This is a genomic window from Micromonospora sp. BS32 (assembly GCF_059089345.1).
Genome location: NZ_JBSSHR010000024.1, coordinates 62386 through 76769, shown reverse-complemented (window position 1 = coordinate 76769; position 14384 = coordinate 62386). Strand labels below are relative to the sequence as shown.

Genomic DNA, 14384 nt, shown 5'->3' with positions numbered 1-14384 from the left:
CGGCAGACAGCGGTCCGGGCTACTCGTTGACCCGCCGCACGTCGACCTCGACGTCGATCCCGTGCGCGGTGAAGACGTCGACGAACCTCTTGCCCCACTCGACCGCCTCCTCCTTCGACCGCACCTCGATGAGCCCGAAGCCGGCGATGAGCTCCTTGGTCTCGGTGAACGGCCCGTCGGTGACGGTGGTCTTGCCCTTGGTAGCGGTGATCCGGGCCGACTCCTCGCTGCTCTTGCACAGCCCCTCGGCGGCGAGCAGGATGCCGGCCTTGGCGACCTCCTCCATGTAGGCGCCCATCGTCTTCATGAACTCGGGGGTCGGCTCGAAGTTGCCGGGAACCTTCTCGTCCAGCTTGTGCATCATCATGTAGCGCATTTCAGTGGTTCCTCTCGGTGTGCAGGGAGACTGCGGTGAGCCAGCCGAAGATGAACAGCGAGCCCAGCGCCATCCGGACGCTGATGCTGTCCTGGTCGGGCCAGGCCATGACGACGACGGTCGCCAGGGCGCAGGCCAGCGAGAACACCGCCCAGCCGCGCCGGCCGGTGCGCAGGTACCGGCGGGCGAAGACCAGGCAGGCGATGGTGAGGGAGCCGAAGGCCAGCATGGCTCCGACGCCGTGACCGACGGCGTGCCAGCTCAGCGTGTCGGGCGCGCCTTCGGGCGCGCCGGCCGGCCAGCCCATGCTGGGGTCGGAGGGCATCGCCCCGGCGACGATCAGGCCGACCCCGAAGACCGCCACCAGTGCCGGCCCCCACGCCCCGGCCCGGGCCCGCCTCAGCCCGAGAGCCCCGGCGAGCGCCAGCAGCCCGGAGAGGACGAAGTTGGCGGTCTGGATCCAGCCGTACTCGCCGAGGGCGAGCAGGCTGAGCGGCTGCCGGCTCAGGTCGAAGCCGTCGCGCAGCAGCACCTGCGCGGCGGCCACGACCAGGAAGAACGGCCCGGCGGCGATCCCACCGGCCAGCAGGGTCCGCGTCGGCACGGCCCCGGTCACCCGGGCCCGCGGCATCGTCGTACTGGTCATCTCGATCTCCTCGTCATCGGTTCTCACTGACGCGTCGATCGGGTCGGCCGGGATCCGACATCACCTCTCAAGATTTTTTCTGGCGCTCGCTGGCGGCGGCGCGATCCAGCAGCAGCGCCCGTTCCCGGGCGTTGCCCGTGAGGGATGCGGCGCGCTCGAATTCCGCGCGGGCCTCGTCGTGGCGGCCGAGCTTGGCGAGCAGGTCGCCGAGCACGCTGGGCAGCAGGTGGTAGTTGGCCAGCGCCGGTTCGTCGGCCAGTGCGCGGACCAGTTCCAGCCCGGCGGCGGGCCCGTCGGCGAAGGAGACGGCGACGGCCCGGTTGAGTTCCACCACGGGCGAGGGCACGACCCGGGCCAGGTCCGCGTAGCGGGCGGCGATCCGCGCCCAGTCGGTCTCTTCCGGGGTACGCGCCCGCGCGTGGCAGGCCGCGATCTCGGCCTGGAGGGTGTACGGGCCGGGGGTACCGCCGAGCGTCCGGGCCCGGTCGAGGGCGGCGAGGCCGCGGCGGATGAGGAGCTGGTCCCAGCGGCCGCGGTCCTGGTCGTTGAGGAGGACGGGTTGCCCGTCGGGGCCGGTGCGGGCGGCGGTGCGGGAGGCCTGGATCTCCAGCAGCGCGGCCAGGCCGTGCACCTCTTGCTCGTCGGGCATCAGCCCCTGCAGGATGCGGGCCAGGCGCAGCGCCTCCTGGCTGAGCGCGGGGCGCATCCAGTCGTCGCCGGCAGTGGCCGAGTAGCCCTCGTTGAAGATCAGGTAGATGACCTCGAGGACGGAGTCGATCCGTTCGGCGCGTTCGGCGGCCCCGGGGACCTCGAACGGCACCCGGGCGGCGGCGAGGGTCTGCTTGGCCCGGGTGATCCGCTGGCCGACGGTGGCCTCGGTGGTGAGGAAGGCGCGGGCGATCTCGCCCGTGCTGAGCCCGCCGACCAGCCGCAGGGTGAGGGCGGCCCGGGCGATCGGTGAGAGCACCGGGTGGCAGGCGACGAAGACCAGCCGGAGCAGGTCGTCCTCGATGGGCTCCTCGGCGGCGGCGTCGAAGTCGGGGATGAACTCGTCGGCGCCGAGGTCACGGCCGAGTTCGGCGACCTTGCGCTCCTCGGTCTGCCGGCGGCGCAGCGCGTCGATGGCCCGTCGTTTGCCGACGGTCATCAGCCACGCCCCCGGGTTGGCCGGTACGCCGTCGCGCGGCCAGCTCTCCAGCGCGGCGACGAGGGCGTCCTGGGCCAGCTCCTCGGCCTGCCCGACGTCGCGGGTCAGCGCGGCCAGGCCGGCGACCACCCGGCCGGACTCCACCCGCCAGACCGCCTCGACGGTGCGCCGTGCCTCCGACTCCCCCATGGCCGGTCATCAGAACAGGTCGCGCGGCGCGGGGACAAGGACCAGGTCGGCGGGCGCCGCCCAGGCCACGTGACCGTGCGGCGCCGGCCCGTAGACCGGCTCCTTCCTGCCTTTACGGTCCGGGCAGGAGCCGTACCGGCCGCCCACTGTGCCCACCGTTTCGTCTCCGCACCGCACCAGGGGGCCCTGGCCGGCCCAGAATCCGTCCACGCAGTCGAACCAGTCGCAGACGTCCGCGGCCGGTTCGAGGATCAGCGAGCCGCCGCAGTAGGTGTAGCCGAACGGGTTCTCGGGCGCCCCGCACCGATCCTGGGACGTCGGGGCCGGCGAGGCCGGCGGGGTGGGGGGCTGGGTGGGGGGCGGCGTGGGCGTCCGGCTCGGCTCGACCGGACCTGGGATCGGGGTCGGGATCGGGGTCGGGGTCGGGACGCGGCCGGCCGGCCGGGCGGTCCGCGGCCCCCGGCCGGCGGCCCGGTCGACAGGATGCGGCACGTGCCGATCGGCCCGCGGCGGCATCGGGCCGCCGGCGGCGCGGCCCGCCGATGCCGGACGCCGCGCGAACCCGCCCGGCACGGCCGGATCGAGGGTGGGGCTGCTGCTGGCCGTCGGCCCGCTGCCGGTGTCGTCGACGCCCGGGGTGGTGGTGGTGGGGAACACGACGACGCCACCGCGGGTGGGCAGAGCGAGGGGTGGGCGCCCGGTCGGCTCCCGGTCGCTCGTCGCGGCGAACGCCACCAGGGCGACGAGTGCCGCTGCGGCGGCGACCACGGGCGGAGTGAGGCGGGCGTACCCGGGTGCCTGGGTGGCGCTGACCAGCGTCGCCGCCGCGGGCTGTGACCGCCGGTTGGCGGCCACCGCCCGGTCGAGCCGGGCGAGCACGGCGTCGCGCTGCCCGGTGGCATCGGCGTACGCCATGGTCAGTCGCAGCCGGAACCGGGCCGCGGCGCCCCGGGGCACGCGTAGGCCGGCCACCAGCGCACCGGTGGGCCCGTGCAGCAGGGTCACCGGCGCCGTCGGGTGGTGGGCGAGACCGGTCAGCTCGGCGTACGTCCACTGGTGTGTCCTCTTGCGACCCACCAGGACGACCCGGCGGTCGGTGACCACGGCCGTGCCGGCGTCGGTCACCCGGCTGCCCTCCGGCATCGCGGACGCGGGTTCCGGCGGTGTGACGGGGAGCGCGGACAGTTCGGGTCGGGGCAGGTTCGCGTGTCTCGGCACCGTGACCAGCCCGGCCGACGGCTGGACGGCGACGACGATCTCGTCGTCGGCCAGGTCCACGGCCACGCCCGACCGGATCGCCGGGCGGTCCTCGGCGGCGACCCGCAGGCGTCGTAGGCGTACGCCCCGCAGGCACCAGGCCTCGACGGCGTCCTCGTGGGCACGTCGCCGTCGGGCGTTCTCCCGCCTGGCCCAGCGGGCCCGCCAACCCGAACCGGTTCTGTCCGCGTGGGTCACTCCGGCCGCCTTTCACGAGGATTGTTCGCTGGCATCCGGTACAACCCCCGAGCCGCCCGCAGGACACGCCGCAGCGCTGACATTGACGGAGCGTAAGTAAAGAATAGTTGACACCGTGTCCACTGAGGCTTACATTGGCCATGTCAAGGATTCTTTACATAGGGGGAGTGGCCGTGGCCTTCGAGGAAAAGCGCGCCTGGATCATGGCGCTGGTGGCGGTCGCCGGCTATGCCGCGTACGTGCTGGTGGTCCTCGGCCGCGCGGACGGCGACCCGCTCGCGGGCGTCTCCTACGCGGGCCCCCTGCTGGCCACGATCGCCGGGGCGATCCTGGTGTCGATCGCGCTGCACATCGCGGTCTCGATCGTCTCGCCCGAGGGGGCCAACGAGAAGGACCAGCGGGACCGGGAGATCCACCGGATCGGTGAGCACATCGGTCAGTCCTTTGTGATCGTCGGCGGGGTGGCCGCCCTGGGCATGGCCCTCGCCGACTGGGATCAGTTCTGGATCGCCAACGTCATCTACCTGTGCTTCGTGCTGTCGGCCGTGGTCGGCTCGGTGGCGAAGATCGTCGCCTACCGGCGGGGGTTCCAGTCGTGGTGAGGCCGACCCGGATCACCAACACCATCCGGGCGCTGCGCTTCGCCCACGACGAGATGACCCAGGCCGAGCTGGCCCGCCGGGTCGGGGTGACCCGGCAGACCGTCATCGCCATCGAGCAGGGCCGCTACTCCCCCTCACTGGAAATGGCCTTCCAGATTGCCGCCGTCTTCGGCGTGCCACTGACCGACGTGTTCCAGTACCCGCAGGAGGAATCGTGAAGGCCATCGTCCAGGACCGGTACGGCCCGGTCGACGTGCTCCGCCTCGCCGACGTCGACCCGCCGATCGCCGGCCCCGGCCAGGTGCTCGTGCGGGTCCGCGCCGCCGGCGTCGACCCCGGCGTCTGGCACCTGATGGCCGGCCTGCCCTATCCGGTGCGCCTCGGGTACGGGCTGCGCCGCCCCCGCAGCCGCGTCCCCGGCCTGGACCTGGCCGGCCTCGTCACCGCCGTCGGCCCCGGCGTCACCGGGTTCACTCCCGGCGACGCGGTCTACGGCACCGGCGCGGGCAGCTTCGCCGCGTACGCCCTCGCCCCCGCCGACCGGCTCGCCCCGAAACCCGGCAACCTCACCTACGCCGAGGCCGCGGCCGTCCCCGTCTCCGGGCAGACCGCGCTCGCCGCCGTCCGCGACGCCGCCCGGGTCCGCCCCGACCAGCGGGTCCTGGTCATCGGCGCCGGTGGCGGCGTCGGCTCGTACACCGTCCAGCTCGCCCGCGCGGCCGGCGCGCACGTCACCAGCGTCTGCGGGCCCGGCAAGCTCGACCTGGTCCGCTCCCTCGGCGCGGCGGAAGTGGTCGACTACACCCGCGCCGACCTGCCCGACCAGCGGTACGACGTGGTCGTCGACACCGCCGGCAACCGCCCCCTGTCCCGGCTGCGCCGGGTGCTCACGCCGAAGGGGACGCTCGTCCTGGTCGGCGGGGAGGCCAGCGACGGGAAGTGGTTGCAGGGCTTCGACCGGCAGTTGCGGGCACTGGCCCTGTCCCCGTTCGTCGGGCAGCGGCTGGTGCCGCTGGTGGCGAAGGAGAGCACGCAGAACCTGGTGGCGCTGACCGAGCTGATCGAGGCCGGCCAGGTCACCCCGGTCGTCGACCGGACCTGGCCGCTGGCCGAGGCGCCCGACGCCATCCGCCACATCAAGGGCGGTCACGCCACCGGCAAGGTCGTCGTCACCGTCTGACGTGGCGCCGCCCCGCCGGGCGCGGCGGGTGGCGTCGACCAGCGCCACCGGCCCGGTCAGACATAGCCCGGGCGTCGGGTGCCGCCGTGGTCGGCGCACGGCCCGCCTTGTACGCCGGTCATGCTGACCAGGCCGTCCTCGCACTGCACCAGGTAGCCCTTGCCGTCCCAGAACGTGTCCACACAGTCGAACCAGTCGCAGACGTCCGCCGCCGGGTCGTAGATGTACGAGCCGCCGCAGTAGTTGTAGCCGTACGGGTTCTCCGGTGCGCCGCACCGGTCCCCCGAGGTCGGGCTCGGCGAGCCGGTGGACGGGCTCGGACGGCCGCCACCGGTGCTGGCCGTCGGCCGCGCCGAGGATCTGGTCGGGGTGACAGTGGTCGGACCCGGGCCGGGCCAGGTGACCGGCCCGGACGTGGGCCCCGGCGCCGTACCGGGGCCGGACGTGCCGGGCGCCGTGATGGCGTCCGGCGGCGGAGCGGCGGCGGAGGCGGTGGGAGCGGTGGAGCCGACCGGCGCGCCGATGCCGGTGGACGGTGTGGGTTCAGCCGGTGCGGTCGAGGCCGCGCCCGGGCCGTCGCCGATCTCCATCCCGACCACCGGCCGGTCCGACGCGGACCAGCGGACCGCCCCGACGACCCCCGCCAGGGCCACCAGCACCGCGACGGCGGCGACCAGGGCGGGACGGGCGAGGCGGGCGGCGGCCGGGGCTTCGGCGGGCGTGGCCGGCGTCGGCGTCGCCGGTTGGGTACGCCAGTGCGCCACCACCGCCTCGTCGAGCCGGTCCAGGAGCTCGTCCATCTCCCCGACGGCGTCGGCGTACGCGACGGTGAGTCGCAGCCGGAAGTCCGACGCGGCGGTCGGCGGCACCCGTACTCCCCGGATCCTGCCCGTGCCGTGCTCGTGCAGCAGGGTGAACGGCTCCTCGGGATGGTGTGCCAAACCGGTGAGCTGCGGGTACGGCCACTCCCGGAGCCCGCGGCGTCCGATCAGGATCAGCCGCCGGTCGGTCACCACCGCCATGCCGGCATCGGCCACGGCGATGCCCTTCGTCAGCCCCGGTGACCGGACCGGGTCCGCCACGGGTACGACGGTCAACTCCGACGCGGGCAGGCCGGTGGTGTGCCGGGCGGTCACCTCGAGGAGTTCCGCCGCGGGCTGCACGGTGGCCACGACCTCGTCGGGGTCCAGGTCCACCGGCAACCCCACCGGCGTCTCCGCCGGCTGCTCGGGTTCCTCGGCCCGGGCGCAGAACTGCCGCAGCTCGTTGTCGCGTCGCCGCCACGCCTCGACGGCGGCCTCGTACGCCGTGCGCCGCCGCTCGTTCTCTCGGATGACCCACCGGGCCCGCCAGCCCGAAGCCGTCCCGTCAGTCACCGCCACGGGGTCGCCTCTCATCGCGAAGGGGTTCCGCGTCCACCCGGGTACAACCGCGTACGTCGGCTCAGGACACGCCGTCGCCATCGATTGGTTCGGTTGGTTCTGTGGGGGCCGATCGGTGGAGGCGGCGTCGAACCAGGCGCTGCGGCCTATCCCTGACCGCCGGTGCGGCGATACGGTGCACGCACCGCCTCGGGCCGGGTCCCGCCGACAGGTCGCGACACTGCCCTGCGCGTCTTCATTCCGCACCACCGGATCGATCTCACGTCCGGCATAGTCGCCGGGAGAGAGGACCGAAGAGGATGCATCCGAAACACCCCATTTCCCGCTGGCGAGCGGCGCGTGTGACCCTCGCGGCCGCCATCGCACTGGTCAGCCTCAGCATTGTCGGCGCGCCCGTCCAGGCCCAGGGACAGTCCAAAGTCATCGTGATGACCCGGAACCTGTATCTGGGCGGCGACCTGACGCCGTCCATCGGCGCGCCGACCACGCAGGCGTTTCTGGCCGCGAACTCCGCGCTGTTCAGCCACGTCGGCCTGGTCGACTTTCCCGCCCGGGCGAAACTGCTCGCTCAGGAGATCACCGAGAACAAGCCGGATCTGGTCGGGTTGCAGGAGGTCGCGCTGTGGCGCACCGGCACCTTCGCCGACCCCGCACCCGCCGTCGACGTCCGGTACGACTACCTGGCACTGCTCATGGGCGAGCTGAGCCGTTCCGGTCACCCGTACGACGTCGCCGTCGTACAGAGCGAGGCCGATCTGGAGGCGCCTGCGGGCGCGCCGCACTACCTGGACGTACGGCTCACGATGCGCGACGTCATCCTGGTGCGCCACGGCGGCCGGGTGAAGGTGACCGACTCCTCGTCCGGCAACTTCGTCAACAACCTCACCTTCACGCTCGCGGCGACGAACGGCACCGTCACCAGCACCCGCGGTTGGACCGCGGTGGACGTGGTGCACGGGCAACGCCCGTTCCGGTTCGTGAACACCCACCTGGAGGCCTTCCACCCCGGTGTCCGGGTGCTGCAGGCGCGCGAACTGCTGGCCGGCCCGCTGGCCGCGGCACCGGGTGACGTGGTCCTCGCCGGCGACCTCAACACGGGCCCCGACCTGCCCGTCGCCGAGAACCGGCTCGCCTACGCGGCGCTGGTGGTCGGCGGGATGCAAGACACCTGGGCGATCCTGCATCCGGATGAACCCGGCTACACCGCGGGTCTGGGCGATGACCTGAACCAGCCCGCCGACGACGTCGAGCACCGCATCGACATGGTCCTGTTCCGGGGGGCGGTCGTGCCCCTCTCGAGCCTCATCTTCGGGGCCGAGCGGCAGACCCCCGACGGCCGGTGGGCATCGGATCACCTCGGCTACCTGGCCGTGCTGGCCCTGCAGTAACGCGATCGCTGCTCCGGGCTGGCGCCGACGCGCCAGCCCGGCCGCAGACCGCCGCCACGGCCGGGTCCGGCTCCGGCTCCGGGTCCGGGTCCGGGTACGGGTCCGGGTCCGGGTCCGGGTCCGGGTCCGGGTCCGGGTCCGGGTCCGGGTCCGCGGTACCCGACCACGACCCACCGCTGAGGAACACTGACGCCATGAGCGCAGACTCGCCACTTCCCGCGTACGCGGTGCCCGGTGTGCGGCCTTCCTCGCAGGACGGCCCCCGGATCTCCTACCGCGGCGACCAGCTCCTCGACACGCCCGCGGTGGCCGCGGTGCTCGACCGCGCGCCCCGGGCGCTGCTGCCCATCGCCGACCCCGAGCTCGGCGAGCCCGCGCTCGCCCGCGAGGTGCTCTGCAAGGTCCTCTACCTGGGCACCCGCGACGGCCGGCGATGGGTGCTCAGCCTCGGCGACGAGGTGAAGCTGCTGGTCGACACCGGCCTCGACCTGGTCGACGAGGACCTGATCGAGGAGGCGCTGGCCGCGCAGCCCGACGTGGCGGAGGCCTACCACGCCGACCGGGAGGTCTTCGAGGTGAGCCTGACCCGGGTGCTGCGGGCCGACGAGGTGTTCGCCCGCTGGCTGGACACCATCGTCACCGCGCACCGGGCGCTGGCCAGCCGCCAGGGCATCGAACTGCCCTACTGACCCGCTCCGCAGCGCGGGCAGGCGGTTGCGGAGGGCGTCGGCTGTCACAGGCGGCGCCTAGCCTGTCTCCGTCGATCCTTTGCAGATGGAGGCCGCTTCCATGCTCGACCACCTGGGCATCCAGACCCGTGACGTGTCCGCCAGCGCCGCGTTCTACGACACCGTCCTCGCCCCGTTGGGCGCACGCCGGCTGATGGAGTTCGGCGACGTCATGGGTTATGGCGTCGACCGGCCGGACTTCTGGCTCAGCCCCATGACAGCCGAGGGCGCGGCGCACGAGGCGCACATCGCCTTCACCGCCCCGGATCGCGCCGCCGTGCGGGCGTTCCACGACGCCGCGATCACCGCCGGCGCGGAGGTGCTGCACGCTCCCCGGCTGTGGCCCGAGTACCACCCCAGCTACTTCGGCGCGTTCGTCCGCGACCCGGACGGCAACAACGTCGAGGCGGTCTGCCACGCCCCCGAGTGACGAGGGCGGTCAGCGCAGGGCCGCCGCCTTCGCGAGGCACTCCGGCACGTCGGCCTCGTGGTAGGGCCGCTCGCTCGGCTCGATCCCGGCGAGGAAGTCGGCGTACACCGCGGCGGTGCGCAACCAGAAGACCGGCCGCAGCAGCGCCACGGCCCGCTCCGGGTCGGAGTCGGGCGCGCTGGCCCGCCACCGCGCGCACCAGGCGGCGACCAGGGCGGTCGAATCCTCGGCCGGAAGCTCGAGGGTGAGCTCCAGGATGTCGAAGGCGGGGTGCCCGACGAACGAGTCGCCCCAGTCGATGATGGTGCGCAGCCGCCGGTCACCGCGCGCGTTGCCGGGGTGCAGGTCCCCGTGCACGAGGGTGTCCGGCAGCCCGCAGCGGCGTACCTCGTCGAGGCGTTCTTCCAGGCCTTCCAGCTGCCCGGCCGCGTGGTGGTCGGCGAGCGCCGCGCGGATCCACCGGCCGAGGGCGGCGCCGCGCCGGTCCGGGACCCCGTCGGCGACGAGCTGGTCGACCAGCGGCAGCGCCCGGAGCTGAAGGTCGTGGTGGTCGGCGCCGATCGCGTCGCGTTCGGCGGCGTCGGCGCCGTACCGGTCCTCCCCCGGCACGTGGTCGAGCAGCATCCGCCCGTCGCTGTCGTCGGCGAGCAGCGTCGGGGTGCGCGGGTCGTCGGCGAGCCGGCGCAGTACCGCTGCCTCGTGCCGGAAGAACGCCGGCACCTGTTTGAGCCACGCGGTGCCGTGCGGCCCGTCGAGCCGCCAGATCGCCGAGAGGTTCCAGGTGCGCTGCTGGGTGATGGTGGTCGCCGGCCGCCCGAGCCGGTCGAGCTGGGCCGCGGCCCAGGCCAGGCTCGCCGCCGGCCCGCCCGGCGCCGCGTAGGGCGCCCGCCGCGGCTGCGGCGCCAGGTCCGCCGTCACCGGAATCAGTGGTACGCGGACAGCCTCGGCCACCTCCGCCAGGTAGGTCACCACTCCCCCGGGCGGCCGCTCATCCGCCGCAGCGAGCAGCCGCAGCACGGTCGCCTCGACGCCGTGCTCCCGCCGGGCGGCGGCAACCACCGACTCGACCTCCTGCCACCAGGGCGCGGGCACGTCGAACGGCGGCAACGCCCCGAGCAGCCGACCCGACGGACCGACGAGGACGAGGTGCACGGTGCGATTCACGCCGGGACGGTAGCGCCGGGGCGCGCACCCGGGCGAGGGCTTTACCGCACCGGGTCGTACGTGCCCCGGGGCACCTCGGGCCGGCAGCGGCGCAGCCGGTCCGCCGCCATCCGGCCGCCCACCGCCAGCCCGTACCGCTCGACGGCGGTCAGCCCGTAGGCGCTGCACGTGGGGGTGTAGCGGCACTGGCCGGGCCAGCGGTGCGACAGCCAGCGGCGGTAGCCGAGGATCGCGGCCCGGCCGGCCCGGTCCACGACGGGTGCCCGGCTGACCCGGGCGGTGGTGGCGCCGAGGGTGAGCAGGAACGAGAAGAGCCCGAAGTCGCAGCAGTCCGGGCCGTCGCAGTCGCAGAAGCCGCAGTCGATGTCGCAGGCGTCACAGTCGCGCTTCTTCTTCTTGTGGGTCCGCCGGCCCCAGAGCTTGTTGATCACCCGTACAGGGTGAAGCACTCCCGCAACCCCGTGGAGGACGACGGCGACGCGCGGCTATCGTCGGCCGATGCCCACACCGACCCCACCGCCCGGCCCGGTCACCGCGAACGACGTCCTGGCCGCCACCCACGCGGCGGCCGACCTGCTCACCACCGCCCTCGACCGGGACTGGCGGGTGCCCGCCGGCGACCTGGATTGGGACTGCTGGGAGACCCTGGAGCACGTCGCCGACGACCTCTTCGCGTACGCCGGTCAGCTGGGCCCGCGCCGGCCGCCCCTGGACGGGCACGTGCCGTTCGGCTTCGAACCGCGTCGGCCCGACGGGCCCGTCCTGAGCATCTGGGCCGAGCCGAAGCACGGCAACGCCGGGCTGGTGCAGGTGCTGGAGGCGTCCGGCGCGTTCCTGGCCGGCACGGTCACGATCGCGCCGCCGGAGACCCGCGCGCACCACGTCTTCGGCGTCGCCGATCCGGAGGGGTTCGCCGCGATGGGGGTGGTGGAGACCCTCGTGCACCTGCACGACGTCGCCGCCGGCCTCGGCCTCGACTGGCGGCCCGACCCGGAGCTGTGCGCGCGGGTGCGGCACCGGCTCTTCCCCGACGCGCCCACCGACACCGAGCCGTGGCCGACGCTGCTCTGGGCCACCGGCCGGGGCGAGCTGCCGGGCCGGGAGCGGTTTGGCCGTTGGCGGTGGCAGGGAGCGCCCGCCACCGAGCGCGAGCCGCACCCCGAGGCGTAGGACGACGGCGACCCCGGGCGCGCTCAGGGCGACGTCCGGGGACGGCTACGGGAAGACCCGGATGAACGGGGCCCGTCGCCCTGCCAGCCTCGGGGAATGACCGCCACCGATACCCGAACCATCGTGCCGCTCACCACGCCGACGCGGCTGGCCGCGCTCATCGCCCCGGTCCTGCTGATCCTCTACGGCCTCTGCCGGCTGGTCGACGGCCTCAACGGCCAGCGCCACGACGGCCTCGCCTGGGACGTCGGGCACACCCTGTTCCTGCTCGGCATCCTCGGCTTCGCCGGCCTGCTCCTCGGCCTGCGCCGGGGCCTTCTCGGTGTCGCGCCCCGGTCGCGGGTGCTGGTCGAGGTGGCGACGGTGGCAGGCCTGCTGGGGGCCGCCGCCTTCGTCTGGGTGATCCTCGGCGACCTGTTCCCCCGGTTCGCCGACACCGTCCCCGATCCGGTGCTCACCCTCGGGCCGGCGTTGTTCCAGCTCGGCCTGCTCGTCCTGCTGGTCCGCGCCGCCACGGTCCGGCCTCGGCTGCTGCCGTGGTGGGGGCCGGCGCTGGTGTTCGTCGGGTTCGTCGCGCTCGCCGTCGATCTGGACCTGCTGCCGGTCGGGGCGGCACTCGTCTTCGCCGGCCTCCTGCCCCTGGCCCGGGCGGACCGCTGAGCCGAGCCGGGCGGGGGCGACCAGCACGGAGAGTCCGACCAGCCCGGCGACCAGGCCGAGCAGAGTGATGGCGGTACGGTCCGAGGCATGGAACAGCGGATCAGTCTGGTCACCCTCGGCGTCGCCGACCTGCCCCGCGCGCGGGCGTTCTACGAGCGGCTCGGCTGGCGGGGCCAGGAGGTCGAGGAGACCGTCTTCTTCCAGGCCGGCGGCCTTGCCCTGGTGCTCTGGGGCCGCGCCAAGCTGGCCGCCGACGCGGGCGTCGACGACCAGCGCGGCGGGGACGGCTTCGGCGGGATCACGCTGGCGCAGAACGTCCGCTCCCGCGCCGAGGTCGATCGGATCCTCGCCGTTGCCGCCCAGGCCGGCGCGCGGCTCACCCGGCCGGCGGCGGAGACCTTCTACGGCGGCTACGCCGGCTGCTTCGCCGACCCCGACGGCCACGTCTGGGAGATCGCCCACAATCCGGGCTTCGCGCTCGCCGAGGACGGCAGCCTCACCCTGCCCGACTTCGGCGCCGGAAGCTGAGGCGCAGCCGACCGTCAGGTGTGGACGGTGCGCCGCACCCCCTGGTGGCCGGCGCAGGCGCTCGGCCGGCCGCCGGTCAGGCTGATCGAGCCGTCCCCGCACAGCACCAGGTAGCCGCGGCCGGCCCAGAACTCCTGGACACAGTCGAACCAGTCGCAGACCCGGTGATCGGGCTTGCGCACCCGCGTCCCGACGGCGCAGAAGTCGTACCCCATCGGGTTGGTCGGCGCGCCGCAGAGCGATCCGCGCGCCGCGGTGGCCGGGGAGGACGACGGCCGCGGGCTGGCCGTCGCCTTCGGGCGGGCAAGCGCCGGAGCGGCGGTGGTGGCGGCGGGGGTGGCGGCGGCCGCTACCTCCGGGCCGGGGCTGACCGGCGGGTCTGACTCGAAGAGCACCGCCGGGACGATCAGCGTGAGTGCGGCGGCCACGGCGACGGTGCGCCGGCCGCCGGGCACCCGGGCGGCGAGTCGGGCCTGCGCGGGGGTGGCGATGGGCGGCCGGAACGGCTCGGTCTGCGCGTGCTCGGCGATCAGCTCGTCGAGCTGGGCGACCACCGAGGCGCGCTGCTCGATGGCGTCGGCGAAGCCCAGGGTGAGGATGAACCGGAAGTCGGCGGCGGCGCCGGCGGGGAGCAGCAGACCGGAGGTGCGCCGCCGGTCGAGCACCTGGATCAGGGTCACCGGGGCCGCCGCGTCGTGGGACAGGCCGGTCATCTTCCCGTACGCCCAGTCGCGCCGGCCGCGCCCGCCGAGCAGGACCAGCCGGCGGTTGGTGAGCACGGCGATGCCGGCGTCGACGGGCCGCACCCCGTCCGGGAGGCGGTGCTGCAGCGGCGCCGGGTCGACCTCGACGGTCAGGTCGGGCGCGGGAAGCACGGCGGTGTGCCGCACCTCGACCAACTGCGCGGCGGGCATCGTCCAGAGGACCAGCTCACCGGGGGCCAGTTCCAGGGGCAGGCCCGCGCCCGCCGCCACCGACCCCTGAAGGTCGACCGCGAGGGTACGCAGCCGCCGCAGCTCGTCGGCGCGGCACTGCCACGCCTGTTCGGCGTCCCGGTACGACCGCTGACGCCGCTCGTTCTGCCGCTGCGCCCACCGGTAACGCCAGGTGGAACCCGTCGATTCAGTATCTGCCACGCCGACTCCTCCGCCGCGCGAGCCACCAACCAGGGTGTCGTACGGGTTAACAGGGGAGCAGCCCGGACGGAACCGCCATTGCCGACAAAATGGCCGAATGGCCGGCCGGCCGGCACGTTAGGGGGATGCGCCGCGTCGATTCACGTTTCCGACGAGGGCGCGGAGGCGCGCGGTTTCCCGCCGTCGTGCGGGGGGCGGAAACC

At 74.2% G+C, this 14384-nt stretch carries 17 protein-coding genes; 9 read left to right on the top strand and 8 right to left on the bottom strand.

The features are described from left to right. Nucleotides 1-19: 19 nt before the first annotated feature. The 4 genes from AC5RWQ_RS26700 to AC5RWQ_RS26685 all read right to left on the bottom strand — a co-directional run bounded on the left by AC5RWQ_RS26700 (nucleotide 20) and on the right by AC5RWQ_RS26685 (nucleotide 3813). Nucleotides 20-376, bottom strand: coding sequence for a YciI family protein (locus AC5RWQ_RS26700; RefSeq protein WP_334488135.1), 357 nt, complete (start codon nucleotides 374-376; stop codon nucleotides 20-22). A 1-nt stretch (nucleotide 377) separates the two neighbouring features. Further along, a complete protein-coding gene (locus tag AC5RWQ_RS26695; protein WP_494285388.1) occupies nucleotides 378-1022 on the bottom strand; it encodes a DUF998 domain-containing protein in 645 nt (214 codons plus the stop codon). 67 nt (nucleotides 1023-1089) lie between these two features. Further along, complete coding sequence (locus tag AC5RWQ_RS26690; protein WP_494285387.1) at nucleotides 1090-2358, bottom strand: RNA polymerase sigma factor; 1269 nt, start codon at nucleotides 2356-2358, stop codon at nucleotides 1090-1092. A gap of 9 nt (nucleotides 2359-2367) precedes the next feature. Next, the gene (locus tag AC5RWQ_RS26685; RefSeq protein WP_494285386.1) at nucleotides 2368-3813 is read right to left on the bottom strand and encodes a hypothetical protein; all 1446 of its coding nucleotides are present in this window, start codon (nucleotides 3811-3813) and stop codon (nucleotides 2368-2370) included. A 173-nt stretch (nucleotides 3814-3986) separates the two neighbouring features. Between AC5RWQ_RS26685 and AC5RWQ_RS26680 the strand changes: the two genes are divergently transcribed. From AC5RWQ_RS26680 to AC5RWQ_RS26670, 3 genes are read left to right on the top strand one after another with little or no spacing between them, the layout of a single operon-like run. Further along, on the top strand, nucleotides 3987-4415 hold the full coding sequence (locus AC5RWQ_RS26680; RefSeq protein ID WP_494285385.1) for a hypothetical protein: 429 nt from the start codon (nucleotides 3987-3989) through the stop codon (nucleotides 4413-4415). After that, nucleotides 4409-4633: a helix-turn-helix transcriptional regulator gene (locus AC5RWQ_RS26675; protein ID WP_477463474.1), complete on the top strand. Its 225-nt coding sequence runs from the start codon at nucleotides 4409-4411 to the stop codon at nucleotides 4631-4633. Before AC5RWQ_RS26680 ends, AC5RWQ_RS26675 begins: the two co-directional genes overlap by 7 nt. Continuing rightward, complete coding sequence (locus AC5RWQ_RS26670; RefSeq protein WP_494285384.1) at nucleotides 4630-5595, top strand: NAD(P)-dependent alcohol dehydrogenase; 966 nt, start codon at nucleotides 4630-4632, stop codon at nucleotides 5593-5595. The genes AC5RWQ_RS26675 and AC5RWQ_RS26670 overlap by 4 nt, the downstream gene beginning before the upstream one ends. Before the next feature lie 56 nt (nucleotides 5596-5651). On the opposite strand, the gene AC5RWQ_RS26665 is transcribed toward AC5RWQ_RS26670, so the two are convergent. Then, complete coding sequence (locus tag AC5RWQ_RS26665) at nucleotides 5652-6971, bottom strand: hypothetical protein (RefSeq protein WP_494285383.1); 1320 nt, start codon at nucleotides 6969-6971, stop codon at nucleotides 5652-5654. Between the two features lie 434 nt (nucleotides 6972-7405). On the opposite strand from AC5RWQ_RS26665, the gene AC5RWQ_RS26660 reads away from it, so the two are divergent. The 3 genes from AC5RWQ_RS26660 (at nucleotide 7406) to AC5RWQ_RS26650 (ending at nucleotide 9523) form a co-directional block, all read left to right on the top strand. Continuing rightward, nucleotides 7406-8365 (top strand): endonuclease/exonuclease/phosphatase family protein, encoded by a 960-nt coding sequence (locus AC5RWQ_RS26660; RefSeq protein ID WP_494285382.1) that lies wholly within the window; start codon nucleotides 7406-7408, stop codon nucleotides 8363-8365. Nucleotides 8366-8559: 194 nt separating this feature from the next. Next, nucleotides 8560-9054: a hypothetical protein gene (locus tag AC5RWQ_RS26655; RefSeq protein ID WP_334491009.1), complete on the top strand. Its 495-nt coding sequence runs from the start codon at nucleotides 8560-8562 to the stop codon at nucleotides 9052-9054. 100 nt (nucleotides 9055-9154) lie between these two features. Next, the gene (locus AC5RWQ_RS26650) at nucleotides 9155-9523 is read left to right on the top strand and encodes a VOC family protein (RefSeq protein ID WP_494285392.1); all 369 of its coding nucleotides are present in this window, start codon (nucleotides 9155-9157) and stop codon (nucleotides 9521-9523) included. A 9-nt stretch (nucleotides 9524-9532) separates the two neighbouring features. On the opposite strand, the gene AC5RWQ_RS26645 is transcribed toward AC5RWQ_RS26650, so the two are convergent. Continuing rightward, the gene (locus AC5RWQ_RS26645; protein WP_494285381.1) at nucleotides 9533-10687 is read right to left on the bottom strand and encodes a phosphotransferase family protein; all 1155 of its coding nucleotides are present in this window, start codon (nucleotides 10685-10687) and stop codon (nucleotides 9533-9535) included. A gap of 41 nt (nucleotides 10688-10728) precedes the next feature. Continuing rightward, nucleotides 10729-11118, bottom strand: coding sequence for a membrane protein insertion efficiency factor YidD (gene yidD, locus AC5RWQ_RS26640; RefSeq protein ID WP_494285380.1), 390 nt, complete (start codon nucleotides 11116-11118; stop codon nucleotides 10729-10731). Nucleotides 11119-11185: 67 nt separating this feature from the next. Here yidD and AC5RWQ_RS26635 point away from each other — a divergent pair, with 67 nt between their 5' ends. The 3 genes from AC5RWQ_RS26635 (at nucleotide 11186) to AC5RWQ_RS26625 (ending at nucleotide 13045) form a co-directional block, all read left to right on the top strand. Further along, nucleotides 11186-11857: a hypothetical protein gene (locus tag AC5RWQ_RS26635; RefSeq protein ID WP_494285379.1), complete on the top strand. Its 672-nt coding sequence runs from the start codon at nucleotides 11186-11188 to the stop codon at nucleotides 11855-11857. A gap of 96 nt (nucleotides 11858-11953) precedes the next feature. Further along, complete coding sequence (locus tag AC5RWQ_RS26630; protein WP_494285378.1) at nucleotides 11954-12517, top strand: hypothetical protein; 564 nt, start codon at nucleotides 11954-11956, stop codon at nucleotides 12515-12517. Between the two features lie 87 nt (nucleotides 12518-12604). Then, entirely contained in the window at nucleotides 12605-13045 is a 441-nt protein-coding gene (locus tag AC5RWQ_RS26625; protein ID WP_494285377.1) for a VOC family protein, read from the top strand. 14 nt (nucleotides 13046-13059) lie between these two features. On the opposite strand, the gene AC5RWQ_RS26620 is transcribed toward AC5RWQ_RS26625, so the two are convergent. Beyond that, on the bottom strand, nucleotides 13060-14181 hold the full coding sequence (locus AC5RWQ_RS26620) for a hypothetical protein (protein ID WP_494285376.1): 1122 nt from the start codon (nucleotides 14179-14181) through the stop codon (nucleotides 13060-13062). Nucleotides 14182-14384: the final 203 nt, after the last annotated feature.